At 63.8% G+C, this 13,853-nt stretch carries 12 protein-coding genes; 6 read left to right on the forward strand and 6 right to left on the reverse strand.

Annotated features, from left to right (window positions below; all coding sequences use genetic code 11):
• Window positions 1-49: 49 nt before the first annotated feature.
• Window positions 50-1,270, reverse strand: a complete 1,221-nt coding sequence (locus tag QCM77_RS43980; protein WP_279668906.1) for an NAD(P)/FAD-dependent oxidoreductase — start codon at window positions 1,268-1,270, stop codon at window positions 50-52.
• 241 nt (window positions 1,271-1,511) lie between these two features.
• Here QCM77_RS43980 and QCM77_RS43985 point away from each other — a divergent pair, with 241 nt between their 5' ends.
• A complete protein-coding gene (locus QCM77_RS43985) occupies window positions 1,512-2,306 on the forward strand; it encodes an enoyl-CoA hydratase/isomerase family protein (protein WP_279668907.1) in 795 nt (264 codons plus the stop codon).
• A gap of 17 nt (window positions 2,307-2,323) precedes the next feature.
• Here the strand turns inward: QCM77_RS43985 and QCM77_RS43990 are convergent, their stop codons facing one another.
• The 4 genes from QCM77_RS43990 to QCM77_RS44005 all read right to left on the reverse strand — a co-directional run bounded on the left by QCM77_RS43990 (window position 2,324) and on the right by QCM77_RS44005 (window position 7,215).
• Entirely contained in the window at window positions 2,324-3,664 is a 1,341-nt protein-coding gene (locus tag QCM77_RS43990; RefSeq protein ID WP_279668908.1) for a TRAP transporter large permease, read from the reverse strand.
• On the reverse strand, window positions 3,661-4,239 hold the full coding sequence (locus QCM77_RS43995) for a TRAP transporter small permease (RefSeq protein ID WP_279668909.1): 579 nt from the start codon (window positions 4,237-4,239) through the stop codon (window positions 3,661-3,663). The genes QCM77_RS43990 and QCM77_RS43995 overlap by 4 nt, the downstream gene beginning before the upstream one ends.
• A gap of 190 nt (window positions 4,240-4,429) precedes the next feature.
• Window positions 4,430-5,437, reverse strand: coding sequence for a TRAP transporter substrate-binding protein (locus QCM77_RS44000; RefSeq protein ID WP_279668910.1), 1,008 nt, complete (start codon window positions 5,435-5,437; stop codon window positions 4,430-4,432).
• A 59-nt stretch (window positions 5,438-5,496) separates the two neighbouring features.
• Window positions 5,497-7,215, reverse strand: coding sequence for an IlvD/Edd family dehydratase (locus tag QCM77_RS44005; RefSeq protein ID WP_279668911.1), 1,719 nt, complete (start codon window positions 7,213-7,215; stop codon window positions 5,497-5,499).
• A gap of 177 nt (window positions 7,216-7,392) precedes the next feature.
• Here QCM77_RS44005 and QCM77_RS44010 point away from each other — a divergent pair, with 177 nt between their 5' ends.
• From QCM77_RS44010 to QCM77_RS44025, 4 genes are all read left to right on the forward strand, one after another.
• Complete coding sequence (locus tag QCM77_RS44010; protein WP_280096929.1) at window positions 7,393-8,097, forward strand: GntR family transcriptional regulator; 705 nt, start codon at window positions 7,393-7,395, stop codon at window positions 8,095-8,097.
• Window positions 8,098-8,330: 233 nt separating this feature from the next.
• Window positions 8,331-9,602, forward strand: a complete 1,272-nt coding sequence (locus tag QCM77_RS44015; protein WP_279668913.1) for an MFS transporter — start codon at window positions 8,331-8,333, stop codon at window positions 9,600-9,602.
• A gap of 203 nt (window positions 9,603-9,805) precedes the next feature.
• Complete coding sequence (locus tag QCM77_RS44020; protein ID WP_280096930.1) at window positions 9,806-10,981, forward strand: TAXI family TRAP transporter solute-binding subunit; 1,176 nt, start codon at window positions 9,806-9,808, stop codon at window positions 10,979-10,981.
• Between the two features lie 33 nt (window positions 10,982-11,014).
• Window positions 11,015-11,578, forward strand: a complete 564-nt coding sequence (locus tag QCM77_RS44025; protein ID WP_279691295.1) for a hypothetical protein — start codon at window positions 11,015-11,017, stop codon at window positions 11,576-11,578.
• 167 nt (window positions 11,579-11,745) lie between these two features.
• On the opposite strand, the gene QCM77_RS44030 is transcribed toward QCM77_RS44025, so the two are convergent.
• Window positions 11,746-12,570 carry an NAD-dependent epimerase/dehydratase family protein gene (locus QCM77_RS44030; protein ID WP_279668916.1) on the reverse strand — a complete coding sequence of 275 codons (825 nt, stop codon included), beginning with the start codon at window positions 12,568-12,570 and terminating at the stop codon, window positions 11,746-11,748.
• Window positions 12,571-12,661: 91 nt separating this feature from the next.
• On the opposite strand from QCM77_RS44030, the gene QCM77_RS44035 reads away from it, so the two are divergent.
• A complete protein-coding gene (locus QCM77_RS44035; protein ID WP_279668917.1) occupies window positions 12,662-13,642 on the forward strand; it encodes an SMP-30/gluconolactonase/LRE family protein in 981 nt (326 codons plus the stop codon).
• The last annotated feature ends 211 nt before the right edge of the window (window positions 13,643-13,853 follow it).

Below are 13,853 nucleotides of genomic sequence, written 5' to 3' on the forward strand. Positions count from 1 at the left end.
ACCCTACCCCAACCCTCTCCCCGTAAGCACGGGGAGAGGGAGAAGAACCTCAAGCCAGCGCGCCCTTCAGGTCAAAAGTTTCATCGGCGGCCTGCTCCGGCGTGATCGAGCGATCCAGGCCGAACAGGCGGCGACCGAACATGTGGTCGCCGGCGCGGTTGATCGATTCGATGCCGAGCAGACTGTCACCTTTGTAGCAGAACGCAGAGAACGCCTTCCTGGCGGGATCGCCGCGCAGCACGACGCGGTCGTAGCCGGTGGTGAGGCCCGCGATCTGGAGCTTGTCCTCGCCCTGGTCGCTCCAGAACCAGGGATGGCTGTCATAGGCTTTCCGGTCGCCGGTCAGCCGCGCCGCGAGGCAGCGCGCGTGATCGGTGGCATTCTGCACCGATTCCAGCCGCTGCGATCCGCCGAAGCGCGGGCTGGCGAACAGCGCGCAATCGCCGATCGCCGAGATATCAGGATCGGCCGTCGAGAGATATTCGTCGACGATGATGCCGGCGGCGACCGGAAGCCCCGCCTCCGCCGCAAGCTCGATGTTCGGCAGCACGCCGACGCCGACCACGACGAGATTCGCCGGCAGATGCCGGCCGTCGCGCAAGGAGACACCGGTCACCCTGCCGCCCTCGGCCTCGATCGAGGTTGCCTGCACACCGAGATGAATGCGGATGCCGGCCTCGCGATGCCGCGCCTGAAAGTAATCCGAGACCTCCGCCGTCACCGCGCGCGCCATCACGCGCGGGGCGAGCTCGAGTACGTCGACATCGAGCCCCTTGATCCGCGCGGTCGACGCAAACTCCAGGCCGATGAAGCCGGCGCCGATCACCACCACCCGCGTCTTCGACGGGATGACTGTTCGCAGCGCCTCGCTCTCGTTGAGGGTGCGCAAGTATTTCACGTCGGGAAGGTTCGCATTGGGCAGATCGAGCAGGCGGTTGCGCGCGCCCGTCGCCAGGATCAAATGGCCGTAGGGAAGCGTCTCGCCCGACGCGAGCAGGACCTTGCGCCCGGCGCGGCCGATCGACACCACGCGGCCCGCGATCAGCTCGATGGTCTGGTCGTGGAAGAATTTCTCCGGCCGGAACATCAGGCTGTCCGGCCCGGCCGAGCCCTTGATATAGCCCTTGGACAAGGGCGGCCGCTGATAGGGCAGATGCACCTCGTCATTGATCAGGCAGACCCGCCCTGAGAAGCCCGCCTGGCGCAGCGATGCCGCAACCTGGTAGCCAGCATGGCCGGCACCGACAATGATCACCGGACCATCCGTCATCGGAACAGCCCATTTCCGGAGACACGAGCGTGACCCATGTCGTCTCCTCTCTCGCTGATTTTGATTTGCTGGCCTAGGAGGAGCCGGCGCTCGTGTCCGTCCCTCGGCAAAGGCTGCCCCATTTGAGCCTATCGTTCCGGCTTGCGCAAGGGCCGTCCGCGGGGCACTGGCGGCCGGGGATTGTCACCCCTCGCCTTCTGCGATTTAGTTGCAGCAACGACCTCATGCCGGGGATTTCAAGATGCCAGCTCCCATCTCCCAACCCGATGATCCCGCCTTGCTGCGGATCGACGGCCCGATTGCAACCATCACGCTGAACCGCCCCACCGCGTTCAACTCGATCAACCTTGCGATTGCGCAAAAGCTCGAACAGCTTGCAGCCTACATCGAAGGCGCCGACGACATCAGGGTCGTGATCCTCGAAGGCGAAGGCCGCGCCTTCTCAGCCGGCGGCGATCTGCAGACGATCGGTGCCGCGGCCGAGGCCAATACGGTAACGCCCGTCGTCGGCGAGCTATTGAAGCACTATCATGCCTTCATCGAGACCGTCCGGCGCATGCCGAAGATCTCGCTGTCCAGCGTCCACGGCTCAGCCGCAGGCGCGGGCATGGGCCTCGCCTTCGTCACCGATCTCTGCATCGCTGCGGAGGATGCCAAATTCACGCCGGCCTATGCCAAGATCGGCGTGTCGCCGGATGGCGGCTCTACGGTCGGCATCGTCGGCACGGTCGGCCCGCGCCGCGCGCTCCAGATTTTCCTGTCCGAGGACAATTTTACCGCACAGCAAGCCCATGAATGGGGCCTGGTCGCCAAGATCGTCCCCGCGACGGAGCTGAAGGCGGCGACGCGACAACTCGCCGAGCGGCTGGCACAGAACCCGCCGGCGGCGATTGCCGGCACCAAGTCGCTGGTCTACCAGGCCGCTACGACGCCAGTGAAGCAGCAGCTCGACGCCGAGGAGCACAAGATCATCATGGCGATGAACACGGAGGAGTTTCGCCTCGCCGTGAAGAAATTCACCAGCAAGGGCAAGTAGCATCCACTCAAGCAGGCTCACTGGGGACAGATATAGCCCGTGCCTGCCGGCGACTTGAAGCAGCCGACGGATTCCGGCAGCACCTGTCGCGGCAGCCACAGCACGACGCTCGGAAAGTAGATCGCGAACGCGATGGTCGCCAGGAACACCAGATAGATCGGCAACGCCGCACGCAGCGCCTTGGCAAAACTGACGCCCACGAATTTCGACGCCATCAGCAGCACCAGCCCATAGGGCGGCGTGATCAGGCCGAAGGCAAGCGTGGCGATCAGCACCACGCCCATGTGCACACCGTTGATATCGCCAGCTTCGGTCAGCGCGTTGACCAGCGGCATGAAGATGATGATGGTCGGCACCGGCTCGATGAAGTCGCCGACCACGGTGAACAGCAGCACCATCAAGAGCATGATCAGATGCGGGTCGTTGCCGGCGATCGAGGTGATCATTTCGGCGATGTAGCTTGCGCCGCGCAGATACGCGAGCATCCAGCCGAACGCGTTGGCGGCGCCGATCGTGATCAGCGGCAGCGAGAAGATCAGGCCGGCGAGGCAGAAATCGTACGGAATCTTCCTGATGTGCCCGCGGTTGAGCGCAGGAATCACGACGACGACAATCCAGGCCACGGCGACGACGCCGGCTTCCGTCGGCGTGAACCAGCCGGTCAGAATGCCTCCTAACAGGATCACCGGGATCATCAGCGGGAGCGCCGCATCGCCGGCCGCGAACACCACCTGCCGCAGCGGCGCGCGCGGCTTGCGCAGGCCGGAGGGCCCGAAGAAATAGCAGTAGATCATCAACCCGAAGCCGATCATCAGGCCCGGCACGACGCCTGCCATGAACAGGCCGGCGATCGAGACGTTGCCGACCGCGCCATAGACCACCGCGGTGATGCTCGGCGGCACCAGCGCCGCAATGGTCGAGGCGGACGCGATGATGGCGGCGATGAAGGCAGGCTCATAACCCTCCCGTTTCATCGGGCCGCCCAGCGCGCGGCTCATCACGGCGACGTCCGCGGTCGTGGAGCCCGACATCTCCGAGAAGAACATGCTGAAGACGACCACGACCTGCGACAGCCCGCCCCTGATGTGCCCGACCAGCGACACCGACAAATTCGCAATCCGTACCACCACGTTGGCCGAGCTCATGAGCTCGCCGACCAGCAGGAAGAACGGGATCGCCAGCAGCGCCTCGGAATCGACGCCGTCGAAGATCTTCTGGATGATCGCCGCGAGCGACACGTCCGACAGGAGCGCGCCGATGAAGACGCCGGCCATCAGCGAGAACGGCACGGGCACGCCGAGATAGCCGAACGACAGGAAACAGATCGACATCAACGCCAGGACAACCGGTGCACTCACGGCTGCGCCCTCATCTGTGCGTCGGTGACAACAGGCGCTGCATCCTCATCGGACGGCTCGGGGTCGTCAAAGCCGTTGCGCAGGCCATTGACGAGCTGCTCGATCGTGAACAGGCCGACCAGCAGGCCCGACAGCGGGATGATCGCGTAGAGCGATGCGATCGGCGTGCCCGACGGCAGGCGGAAACTGCCGAAGCCGCGGAGATAGTTCTGATAGCCGTACCAGATCAGGCAGAACGCGACGCCGAGCACGACCAGGCGGATGATCACTTCCACGATCACGCGGGACGTGCCGTGCATCGCCTCGGAGATCGCGGTGAGATAGAGGTGGTCGTTGCGTCGCGTCGCGGCCGCCGCCCCGATGAAGATCGCGTAGATGAACAGCGTCGAGGTCACTTCCTGAAGCCACAGCCAGGGATGGCCGATAGTGCGGGTGACGATGTCGGCAGTGACCGACAGCGAGAAGCCGAAGCAGAGCACGCCGCAGAGGATCATCAGAGCCAGCTCAAGCCAGTCGAGCCCGCGCCACTTGAGGTGACGCTGCCGTTGCACCAGCAGTTTGTCGGCGATTGGCATTTACTTCCCCGTCATCCCGGAGCTGTGGCATGTGACAGCTGGGAAGCTGCCGAACGTGCTCGGCCTGCATGGTTCGAGACGCCCGCCTTGGCGGGCCCTCACCATGAGGGTCTAAAATGCTGCCGGAAAACCGGACCTCGTCCTGAGGGCCCGCCGTAGGCGGGCGTCTCGAAGGAAGGTCACAGGCGGCCTAGTTGATCGAGCGGATCAAATTCTTGATCTTCTCGGCGTGCGGGCCGAGCTCCTTGGCGAGTTTGTCGAGATAGGGATCGGCGATCGCCGTAAAACTCTTCTTGTCGACGTTGTCGACGATCTTCACGCCCATCTTTTTCAACTTCTCGGCCGCGGTCCGCTCCAGCTCGAACGCCTTCTGCGGCTCCTTGGAGCTGACCTCGTTCCCCGCCGCCTGCACCCAGCCCTTCTGCTCGGCCGAAAGGCTCTGCCAGAGCTTGTCGGAGATGAACACCAGCGCGTTGTTGGCCTCGTGCTCGGTGATGTTCAGCACCGGGGCGACCTCGTAATGCTTGTTGACGAGGTAGACGTTGATGCTGTTCTCGGCGACGTCGACCACGCCGGTTTGCAAGCTTGTGTAGACGCTGCCGAACGGCATGTGCACGGTCTGGGCGCCGTAGGCCGGAAACATGGTGTCCTCGGTCGCGGTCGCCTGCACGCGGATCTTCAGGCCCTTGATGTCGCCGACATTGTGGATCTCCTTCTTGGAGTACATGTGACGAACGCCCTGTGAGCCCGTCGCGATGACGTGCAGGCCCTGCGTGGTCTCGTCGATCAGGGTCTTGAGAGCTTCGAACACTTTTGGATCTGCCAGCCCCTTGACCACGTGGTTCTCGTCGCGGAAGAGGAAGTGCAACGACATCACGCCCGCCTGTGGCGAGATCGTCGCGGTGTTCGCCGAGGAGATGATCGCAAATTCGACGTCGCCCGCTTTCACGAGCTGGAGCACCTGCGGCTCCTGCCCGAGCTGCGCGCCCGGATACTGGTCGATGATCATGGTGCCTTTGCTCAATTCCTTGAGCTTGTCGGCAAAAAGGTCGCCCGCGATGGAATAGCCGGTGTTGCGCGGCTGGTCATAGGCGAAGCGATAATGCTTCACCTCCTGTGCCGATGCACCCGTGACGAACAGGATCGCGGCCGTTGCCGTCAGCCGATGTAAGAATCTTGGCATGGATCGTGCAATCATCGTTTCCCCCTGTTTTTAACGCCCGCCGCTTCAGCGGTCTGGGCTCCGTTTTGGGTTGGTCACCCCTTCTCGGTCTGCTTCCCAGTCCTCTGCATGAAATCGAAGTCGCAGCCCTCGTCGGCCTGCATGATGGTCTCGTTGAACAGCCAGGCATAGCCGCGCCGCGCCTCGTCCGGCGCAGCGGCCGGTTTCAACGTGGCGCGCCGCCGTTCCAGCTCGGCAGCATCGACCAGCAGTTCGATGCTGCGCCTGGCAACGTCGAGGCGGATCATGTCGCCGTTCCTCACCAGCGCCAGCGGCCCACCGACGGCGGATTCCGGCGTGATGTGCAGCACGATGGTGCCGAACGCCGTGCCGCTCATGCGCGCGTCCGAAATGCGCACCATGTCCTTGGTACCGCCCCGCGCGAGCTTCTTCGGGATCGGCAGATAGCCCGCCTCGGGCATGCCGGGCGCACCCTTCGGGCCGGCATTGCGCAGCACCAGCACGTCATCAGCGTTCACGTCGAGATCGGGATCGTCGACCCGCAAGGTCATGTCCTCGACGGATTCGAACACCACCGCACGTCCGGTGTGCTGCAGCAGTTTTGGGCTCGCGGCGGATTGCTTGATGACGGCGCCGCGCGGCGCGAGATTGCCGTGCAGGACGGCGAGGCCGCCTTCCTTCTTGATCGGATTGTCGCGCGGGCGGATCGCGTCCTGGCCGGGCACGTCTTCCGCGTTCGCGACGACATCGCGCAGGCTCTCGCCCGTGATGGTCTTCGCATCGAGATCGACGAGGTCGCCAAGCTGCGCCAGCAGTTTCGGCACGCCGCCGGCGTGATGAAAATGCTCCATGTAATGCTCGCCGGACGGCTTGAGATCGACCAGCACCGGCACCTCGCGGCCGATCTGGTCGAACACCCCGAGATCGAGCCGGTGCGGCGAGCGATGTGCCATCGCGGTCAAATGAATCAGGCCGTTGGTCGAGCCGCCGATCGCCTGAAGCACGACCTGGGCATTCCTAAAGGAGGCCGGCGTCAGCAATTCGCTCGGCTTCGGGCCCCTGGTCTTGGCCATCTCGGCGGCAACCCTGCCGCTCGCCTCCGCCAGACGAAAGCGCTCGGCATGCGGCGCGGGAATCGTCGCGCTCATCGGCAGCGACAGGCCCATGGCTTCAATCATGCAGGCCATGGTCGAAGCCGTGCCCATCACCATGCAGGTGCCGACCGACGGCGCGAGACGACCATTGACCGCTTCAATCTCGGCATCATCGATCTCGCCGGCGCGATACTTGCCCCACAGCCGGCGACAGTCGGTGCAGGCCCCCAACACCTCACCCTTATGGTGGCCGACCACCATCGGCCCGACCGGAATGACCACGGTCGGCAGATCGGCGCTGATCGCGGCCATCACTTGCGCCGGCAGCGTCTTGTCGCAGCCGCCGATCACGATCACCGAATCCATCGGCTGCGCGCGGATCATCTCCTCGGTGTCCATCGCCATCAGATTGCGCAGATACATCGAGGTCGGATGCGCAAAGCTCTCCGCGATCGAGATGGTCGGGAACACGAACGGCATCGCGCCCGACAGCATCACGCCGCGCTTTGCCGCCTCGATGATCTGCGGGACGTTGCCGTGGCAGGGATTGTAATCGCTGTAGGTGTTGGTGATGCCGACGATCGGGCGCTCCAGCGCGTCGTCGGAATAGCCCATGGCCTTGATGAACGCCTTGCGCAGGAACAGCGAGAAGCCGGCATCGCCATAGCTCGTCAGCCCTTTGCGCAAGCCACTCGTCATCATGCCACTCCATTCACCCTGCCATTGTCGTACAGACCACCCCCTGATTGTCAATAAGACAGACGTCAAACCTGCCGATTTCTGGATCTACGCGCCAGCGGGCGACCAGATTATTGACAATCCGGGCCTTCCCTGCTCCACAGGATGGGACCGGCCAGACGCCGGGAGACTGAGGGCATGTCCGACACCCGCACCGCTGAGGCAATGACGGTCCGGCGCGACGATCCGGACGACGTCGTCGCGCGGCTCGAGGAGGACATCATCTTCGGCCGCCTCGCGCCGGGCGCGCGCCTCACCGAAGACGCGCTGATGTCGGCCTACGGCACCTCGCGGCACTTCGTGCGCCAGGCGCTGGTGGATGCGGAGCGCCGCGGCATCGTCCGCCGCGAGAGGAATGTCGGCGCCACCGTGCGGTTCTATTCGGCGGACGAGGTGCGGCAGATCTACGAGGTCCGGGAGATGCTGACGCGGCAGGCCGCGCTGATGATCCCCCTGCCCGCACCGCAAGGCCTGATCGACGAGCTCTCCGCATTGCAACGGCAATATTGCGCGAGAGCGGACGTGCAGGACCTGCGCGGCATCCACGAGGCCAACGACGCCTTCCACCTCGCGCTGTTTTCGGCCTGTGGCAATCCCTATCTGGTGCGCTCGCTTCAGGACTACATGAACTTGACGCTCCCGATGCGCGCGAAGAATCTCGCCGACAGCGACGGGCTGGCACAATCGCGGCGCCAGCACGAGTTGATGATCGAGCTGTTGAAGGGCCGCGACAGCTGGGCGCTGGCCCAGCTCTGTGTGGATCACATGCAGTTCAGCAAGAAGGATTATCTGGCGCGGATCACGGCCGGCGAGGAAGCGGAACGCCAAAGCGCGAACTCATGAATGTGAGACGTCGGCTTCGAGTCGTGAAGCAGACCCTTGCAGGCAACTTTCGCTTTTCGCCTTTTGGGCCGTAGTCGATCTACCGCGGCGGGTGTGGTGAGAGAACCCACCGCGTCGAACGGGAATTAAAACCGTTGTCAAGCCATCGAAATAACGCAGAGCCAGAATAGATAGAGACCGGCGCCCGGCGGCAGATCGCGCGTCCTCACCTGTCTCCTCCCGAATGAAATGCCATGACCGAACAAACCCTGACCGAGCCGATAGCCGAGCGGCAAGCGCCATCCCGCGGCTTTTCGCGCTACCAGGCGATCCTGGTTGCGCTGCTGGCGCTGGTCCAGTTCACGATCATCATCGATTTCATGATCATGTCGCCGCTCGGCGCCATCATGATGCCGGCGCTCGATATTTCGGCCGCACAGTTCGGGGCGGCGGTCTCGGCCTATGCATTCAGCGCGGGAATTTCCGGCATCATGGCGGCTGGCTTTGCCGATCGGTTCGATCGCAAGCGGCTGCTGCTGTTTTTCTATGCCGGCTTTACCCTCGGCACGGCGCTTTGCGCGATCGCGCCCAACTATCATCTGTTGCTGCTGGGGCGGATCGTGACCGGCCTGTTCGGCGGCGTGATCGGCTCGGTCGTGCTCGCCATCGTGACCGATCTGTTTGCGCTGAAATTGCGCGGCCGCGTCATGGGTTTCGTGCAAACCGCCTTCGCCGCAAGCCAGGTGCTGGGCATCCCTGCTGGTCTTTTCCTCGCCAACCAGTGGAACTGGCACGTCGCGTTCGGCGCACTGGTCGGCCTGTCGGTGATCGGGATGGCCGCCGTGCTGTTCCTGATGAAGCCGGTGAACGGCCATCTCGCGCTGAAGCAGGATAGAAACCCGTTCCGGCATCTGGTCGCAACGGTCTCGCAGCCACGTTATTGGATGGCATTCTCAGTGACGACGCTGCTGGCGACCGGCGGCTACATGCTGATGCCGTTCGGCAGCGCCTACACCGTGCACAACCTCGGCATCGATATCGTGCATCTGCCGACGATCTATCTCGTCTCCGGCCTGTTCAGCATCGTCATCGGCCCATTGGTCGGACGCGCGAGCGATGCTTTCGGCAAATACCCGACCTTTGCCTTCGGCAGCGCCATGTCGATCGTCATGGTGCTGATCTACACGCATCTCGGCCAGGTGAGGCTGCCGGTCGCGATCCTGGTCAACGTCCTGATGTTCGTCGGCATCTTCTCACGCATGATCCCGTCGCAGGCGTTGATCTCCGCAATCCCCGAGCCGGCACAGCGCGGCTCCTTCAGCGCCGTCGGCGCGTCCCTGCAACAATTCTCCGGCGGGCTCGGCTCAGTGCTCGCCGCCGCGCTCATCGCGCAGGACGCCGACGGTACGCTCCGGCATTTCGACCGGCTCGGATACGTCGTCGTGACGACGGCGGTGATTTCCCTGGTCCTGATGTATTTCGTGCAGAAGCCGATCGCGGCGAAGGCCGGCAAGCGCGTGGTTTGAGGTGTCGGTTCCGACGCCTGGATAGATAACCTGGCGACCTGCCGCAGGCATCCATCACGGAACGCCGTTGCCCCGGGCGCGTTGGAAGGCCGAGCATTAGCCTCGGTTTTGCTTCGGGCACGGCAGGTGGCAGTTTCTCGGAGCATGTCCCGCCCAAGGGAGGGCTGACCGAGCAGGCTTGAACGATGAGGGTCTGCGGAGCGATGCGGGCCGGTTTGTTCATCGCGTTGATTGCAGCGGCCTGGCTCGGCGGACAGGTCCAGGATTCCCTCGCGCAAAAGCGGCCGTCCGCTTCTCCGAGCGAATCCGCAAAGGTATCTCCGCGAAAAGAAGACATCCCCAGGAAGGGAACGGGACTATCTGCGGACCCGTATACGGTGGGATTCGTAACTGGTACGCCGCAATGCACTGAATTCGCGATCGCGCAGGACATTGCGACTACACTCGCCGGCGGCCAGGAGACCGGCCCTCATGGCGAGGTTGCACTGCGGGTCCTGTCCATCGTGGGAAACGGCGGTATCCGCAACGTCCTTGATGTGCTCACCCTCGCAGGCGCCGACGTGGCGATCGCGCCTGTCGTCCTGGTCGACCGGCTCCGGGAGACAAGGACGTTCGGAGATATCTCTGACAAGCTTACCTACATTGCCCCGCTCCATATCGAAGAGTTCCATCTTCTCGCGCGGCCGGAGATCGGAAGCCTGACGGACCTGGCGGGAAAGAGGGTCAATCTCGGGGACGACGGCAGTGCCGCCGCTGTCCTTGGCCGCGAGGTGTTGAACCGTCTGGGCGTGAAGATCAGCGAGTCGAACCTGGGTCCGGAGGCCGCGCTGGATGGTCTGAGGAAGGGAGATCTCGCCGCCGCTCTGCTGGTCTCAGGAAAACCGGTCAGCTTCCTGGCACAGGTCTCGCAACTCGATGGTGTTCACTTCCTGCCCATCCCCTACTCCAAAGAGCTGCTGCAACAAGATTATCTGCCATCGACGCTCCGCCATAAGGACTACCCGAATATCATCGCCGCCGAAGCAAGCGTCGACACGATCGCGATCAAATCCGCCCTCTTCGCCTACAACTGGCCGAGCGGCAACGAGCGATTTCGGCTGCTGGAATTGTTCGTCCAGACATTGTTCACGCGCTTCCCCGAATTTCTCGGCGACGCGCATCACCCCAAATGGCGCGAGGTGAACCTGGCCGCGCAGCTCCCCGGATGGCGACGATTCCGACCGGCAGAGCGCTGGCTCCAGCAGCAATCGGGAGGCGAGGCCGCGCTTCGCAAGGCGTTCGGCCGGTTCCTCGAGGGAAAACCGACCGCCAGTGCTCCCGACCGCGAAGAATTGTTCCGGGATTTCTTGCGCTGGCGAGAACGCAATCCGCCCAAGTGAACAAACTTGGTAAACAAACCCCGGGAGGTGTCGATGCGCAAAGCGCTTGTGACCGCAGCTCTGGTTGCGCTGCTCGCCTTGATCGCCGACGTGAGGCATCCCGCCGCCCAATTCGCTCCCATCTGGCCACCAGCGCAGCAGACACTCGCACCGGCCACTGCGCCGCCGCCTGATGAGGTCAAGCAAACCAGAACAGCCCCTCACCGAAGCGGCAAAGCGCACAGGAAGCACGAAGCCGTTCGTTCGCCGCCAAATCAGCGGAAGGTCGCCGAAAAAAACGGATACGAACGGGTCAGCGATCTCGTGAACTTCCCAAAGTTCTTTCCGGGCCTCGGCATCATCTTCGTCAAGCCCGACACTTTGCCGCTGGGGCCGTTCCTGTGCTTCGATCGCAGGGATCGTCTGGTGGCGACCGTGTACATGGTCCCGAACAAGGACATCGACGATCACAAGTCATTGGAGGCGGCAGGGTCCGCGGGAGCAGTTGACCACGTCAGCTTCTACTTCAACCCGGGTCATCCCGGCGTTGATGTGCCGCACTACCATATCGTGCTCTGGCACGTGACCAGGAAACAGGAAGCGCGCGTTGCGAAATGACGCGCGATCAGGTCACGCGATCAGCCGGGCAGGCCTCGTTTGTCGCGATATTCGGGGCGTGCGCCGATGGCCCTCGGCCGGCTCGCTGCGGCGACCCTGTCCGCTCCCGAGGGCGAGCGCGGACAGGGGCGTGCCGTCGCGGGCTGATCAGATTGTGAGTCCGCCGCCTAGCGCTTATTCCAATCGATGATGCGGCTCGCATCGCCGTCGAACTCCAGGCTGGCGAACGAGCCGCCCTGGTAGTGGTCGCCGATCGGGTCCGGCTTCAACTTGGCCTGCTCGGCCATCGCGTGCGCCACATGATCCTCGGAGCGGCCGGTCGGGCGGTAGCCGAACTCGTAGGCGCGGTGGTTGTCCCACCAGGCGCGCTCGTTCAGGGAGACGCCGTAGAAGACCTCGAAATGAATGTCGGGATGCTCGAGCCCGATCTGGCAGAGCTGCACGAGATCATCCGGCTTCAGCCACATCGAGATGCGGCGATGATCGAGCGGCCGCTCGTCGCAATTGCCGATGCGGATGCAGGTGACCTTCAGCCCGTGCTTGTCGGCATAGAGCGCGCCGACCGCTTCGCCGAACACCTTGCTGACGCCGTAACGCCCGTCGGGGCGCACGGTGACGTCGGTGCCGATCTTGAGGTGGCGCGGATAGAAGCCGACCACGTGATTGGACGAGGCGAACACCACGCGCTTGACGCCCTTCCTGTACGCGGCCTCGAACAGATTGTAGCCGCCGACGATGTTGGCCTGGAGGATGTCGTTCCAGGGGCCCTCGACGGAATAGCCGCCGAAATGGATGATGCCGTCGACGCCCTCGCAGAGCGCCTCGACCTGCGCCATGTCAGAGAGGTCCGCCGCCTTGAACTGTTCGTTCGGGCCGAGATCGGCGGGCGGCCGGATGTCGCTGAGCAGGAGGTCCGGATAGATCGGCGGCAGCAGTTTTCGCAGGCGCGTTCCAATCCCGCCCGAAGCTCCCGTCATCAAGATGCGCGGCATGTCTTTCCTCGTATGTAGCGACCGAATTGCGGCCGTAGATATCTGATGCTAGCAGACTTGGACAGAGGGAACGCAACAACGAGAATTGCACATGAACGATGCATCGTCCCATAACCAAGGATCGCAGCAAGGCTGGCGGCCGGCGACCTATTACCCCGATCCGGCGATCCGTGCACTCGATCCCCGCTTCGAAAAATACTGGCTGAAGCTCTCGGCGGTGGAACGGCTGACGACCGGCCTGCGCTGGGCCGAGGGCCCGGTCTGGTTCGGCGACGGACGCTATCTGCTGTGCAGCGACATCCCGAACCAGCGCATCGTCAAATGGGAAGAGGAGACCGGCGCCGTCAGCGTGTTCCGCAAGCCCTCCAATTTCGCCAACGGCAACACCAGGGATCGCCAGGGCCGGCTCGTCACCTGCGAGCATGGCGGGCGACGCGTCACCCGCACCGAATATGACGGCAGCATCACCGTGCTGATGGATTCTTTTGGCGGCAAGAAGCTCAACTCGCCGAACGACGTCGTGGTGAAGTCCGACGGCGCGGTCTGGTTCACCGATCCCACCTTCGGCCTGCTTGGCAATTACGAAGGCTACAAGGCGGAGCCCGAGATCGAGCCCAACGTCTACCGGCTCGATCCCGCGACCGGCAAGACGACCATCGTCGCCGAGGGCGTGCTGGGGCCGAACGGGCTGTGCTTCTCGCCGGACGAGAAAATCCTCTACGTCGTGGAATCGCGCGGGGTGCCGAACCGCAAGATTCTCGCCTATGACGTCTCGGCTGACGGCACTGCGATTTCCAACAAGCGCGTCCACATCGATGCAGGCCCGGGCACCCCTGACGGCATGCGCTGCGACATCGACGGCAATCTCTGGTGCGGCTGGGGCATGGGCGATCCCGAGCTCGACGGCGTCGTGGTGTTCGCGCCCGATGGCGTCACGATCGGCCGGATCGCCCTGCCCGAACGCTGCGCCAACCTCTGCTTCGGCGGCGTCAAGCGCAACCGCCTGTTCATGGCGGCGAGCCAGTCGATCTACGCGTTGTACGTGAACACACAGGGCGCGCTGGGGGGATAGTTACTCCGCCGTCGTTGCGCGCCGCCCCGTAGCCCGGATGGAGCGAAGCGCAATCCGGGACCGGTCCCGCATTCCGCTTCGCTCCATGCGGGCTTCTGTAACGGGCTTGGTTAGTCAATCCCTTTTTGCGCCATCCTCTCGCCGGGAACCTGCTTCTGTACGGGATCGGCGCGGTGGCCGTCACCTGATGGGGTTCTAGAGAGGAGCCGGC

The organism is Bradyrhizobium nivariense, from assembly GCF_029846695.2.
Classification (GTDB): Bacteria; Pseudomonadota; Alphaproteobacteria; order Rhizobiales; family Xanthobacteraceae; genus Bradyrhizobium.

Excerpts from the sequence above, each read along its gene's own strand:
- QCM77_RS44015 (WP_279668913.1), top strand. The coding sequence starts at position 8,331 with ATGACCGAACAAACCCTGACCGAGCCGATAGCCGAGCGGCAAGCGCCA.
- QCM77_RS43995 (WP_279668909.1), bottom strand. The coding sequence starts at position 4,239 with ATGCCAATCGCCGACAAACTGCTGGTGCAACGGCAGCGTCACCTCAAG.
- QCM77_RS44030 (WP_279668916.1), bottom strand. The coding sequence starts at position 12,570 with ATGCCGCGCATCTTGATGACGGGAGCTTCGGGCGGGATTGGAACGCGC.
- QCM77_RS44010 (WP_280096929.1), top strand. The coding sequence starts at position 7,393 with ATGTCCGACACCCGCACCGCTGAGGCAATGACGGTCCGGCGCGACGAT.
- QCM77_RS44005 (WP_279668911.1), bottom strand. The coding sequence starts at position 7,215 with ATGACGAGTGGCTTGCGCAAAGGGCTGACGAGCTATGGCGATGCCGGC.
- QCM77_RS44025 (WP_279691295.1), top strand. The coding sequence starts at position 11,015 with ATGCGCAAAGCGCTTGTGACCGCAGCTCTGGTTGCGCTGCTCGCCTTG.
- QCM77_RS44020 (WP_280096930.1), top strand. The coding sequence starts at position 9,806 with ATGCGGGCCGGTTTGTTCATCGCGTTGATTGCAGCGGCCTGGCTCGGC.
- QCM77_RS44000 (WP_279668910.1), bottom strand. The coding sequence starts at position 5,437 with ATGATTGCACGATCCATGCCAAGATTCTTACATCGGCTGACGGCAACG.
- QCM77_RS43980 (WP_279668906.1), bottom strand. The coding sequence starts at position 1,270 with ATGACGGATGGTCCGGTGATCATTGTCGGTGCCGGCCATGCTGGCTAC.
- QCM77_RS44035 (WP_279668917.1), top strand. The coding sequence starts at position 12,662 with ATGAACGATGCATCGTCCCATAACCAAGGATCGCAGCAAGGCTGGCGG.
- QCM77_RS43985 (WP_279668907.1), top strand. The coding sequence starts at position 1,512 with ATGCCAGCTCCCATCTCCCAACCCGATGATCCCGCCTTGCTGCGGATC.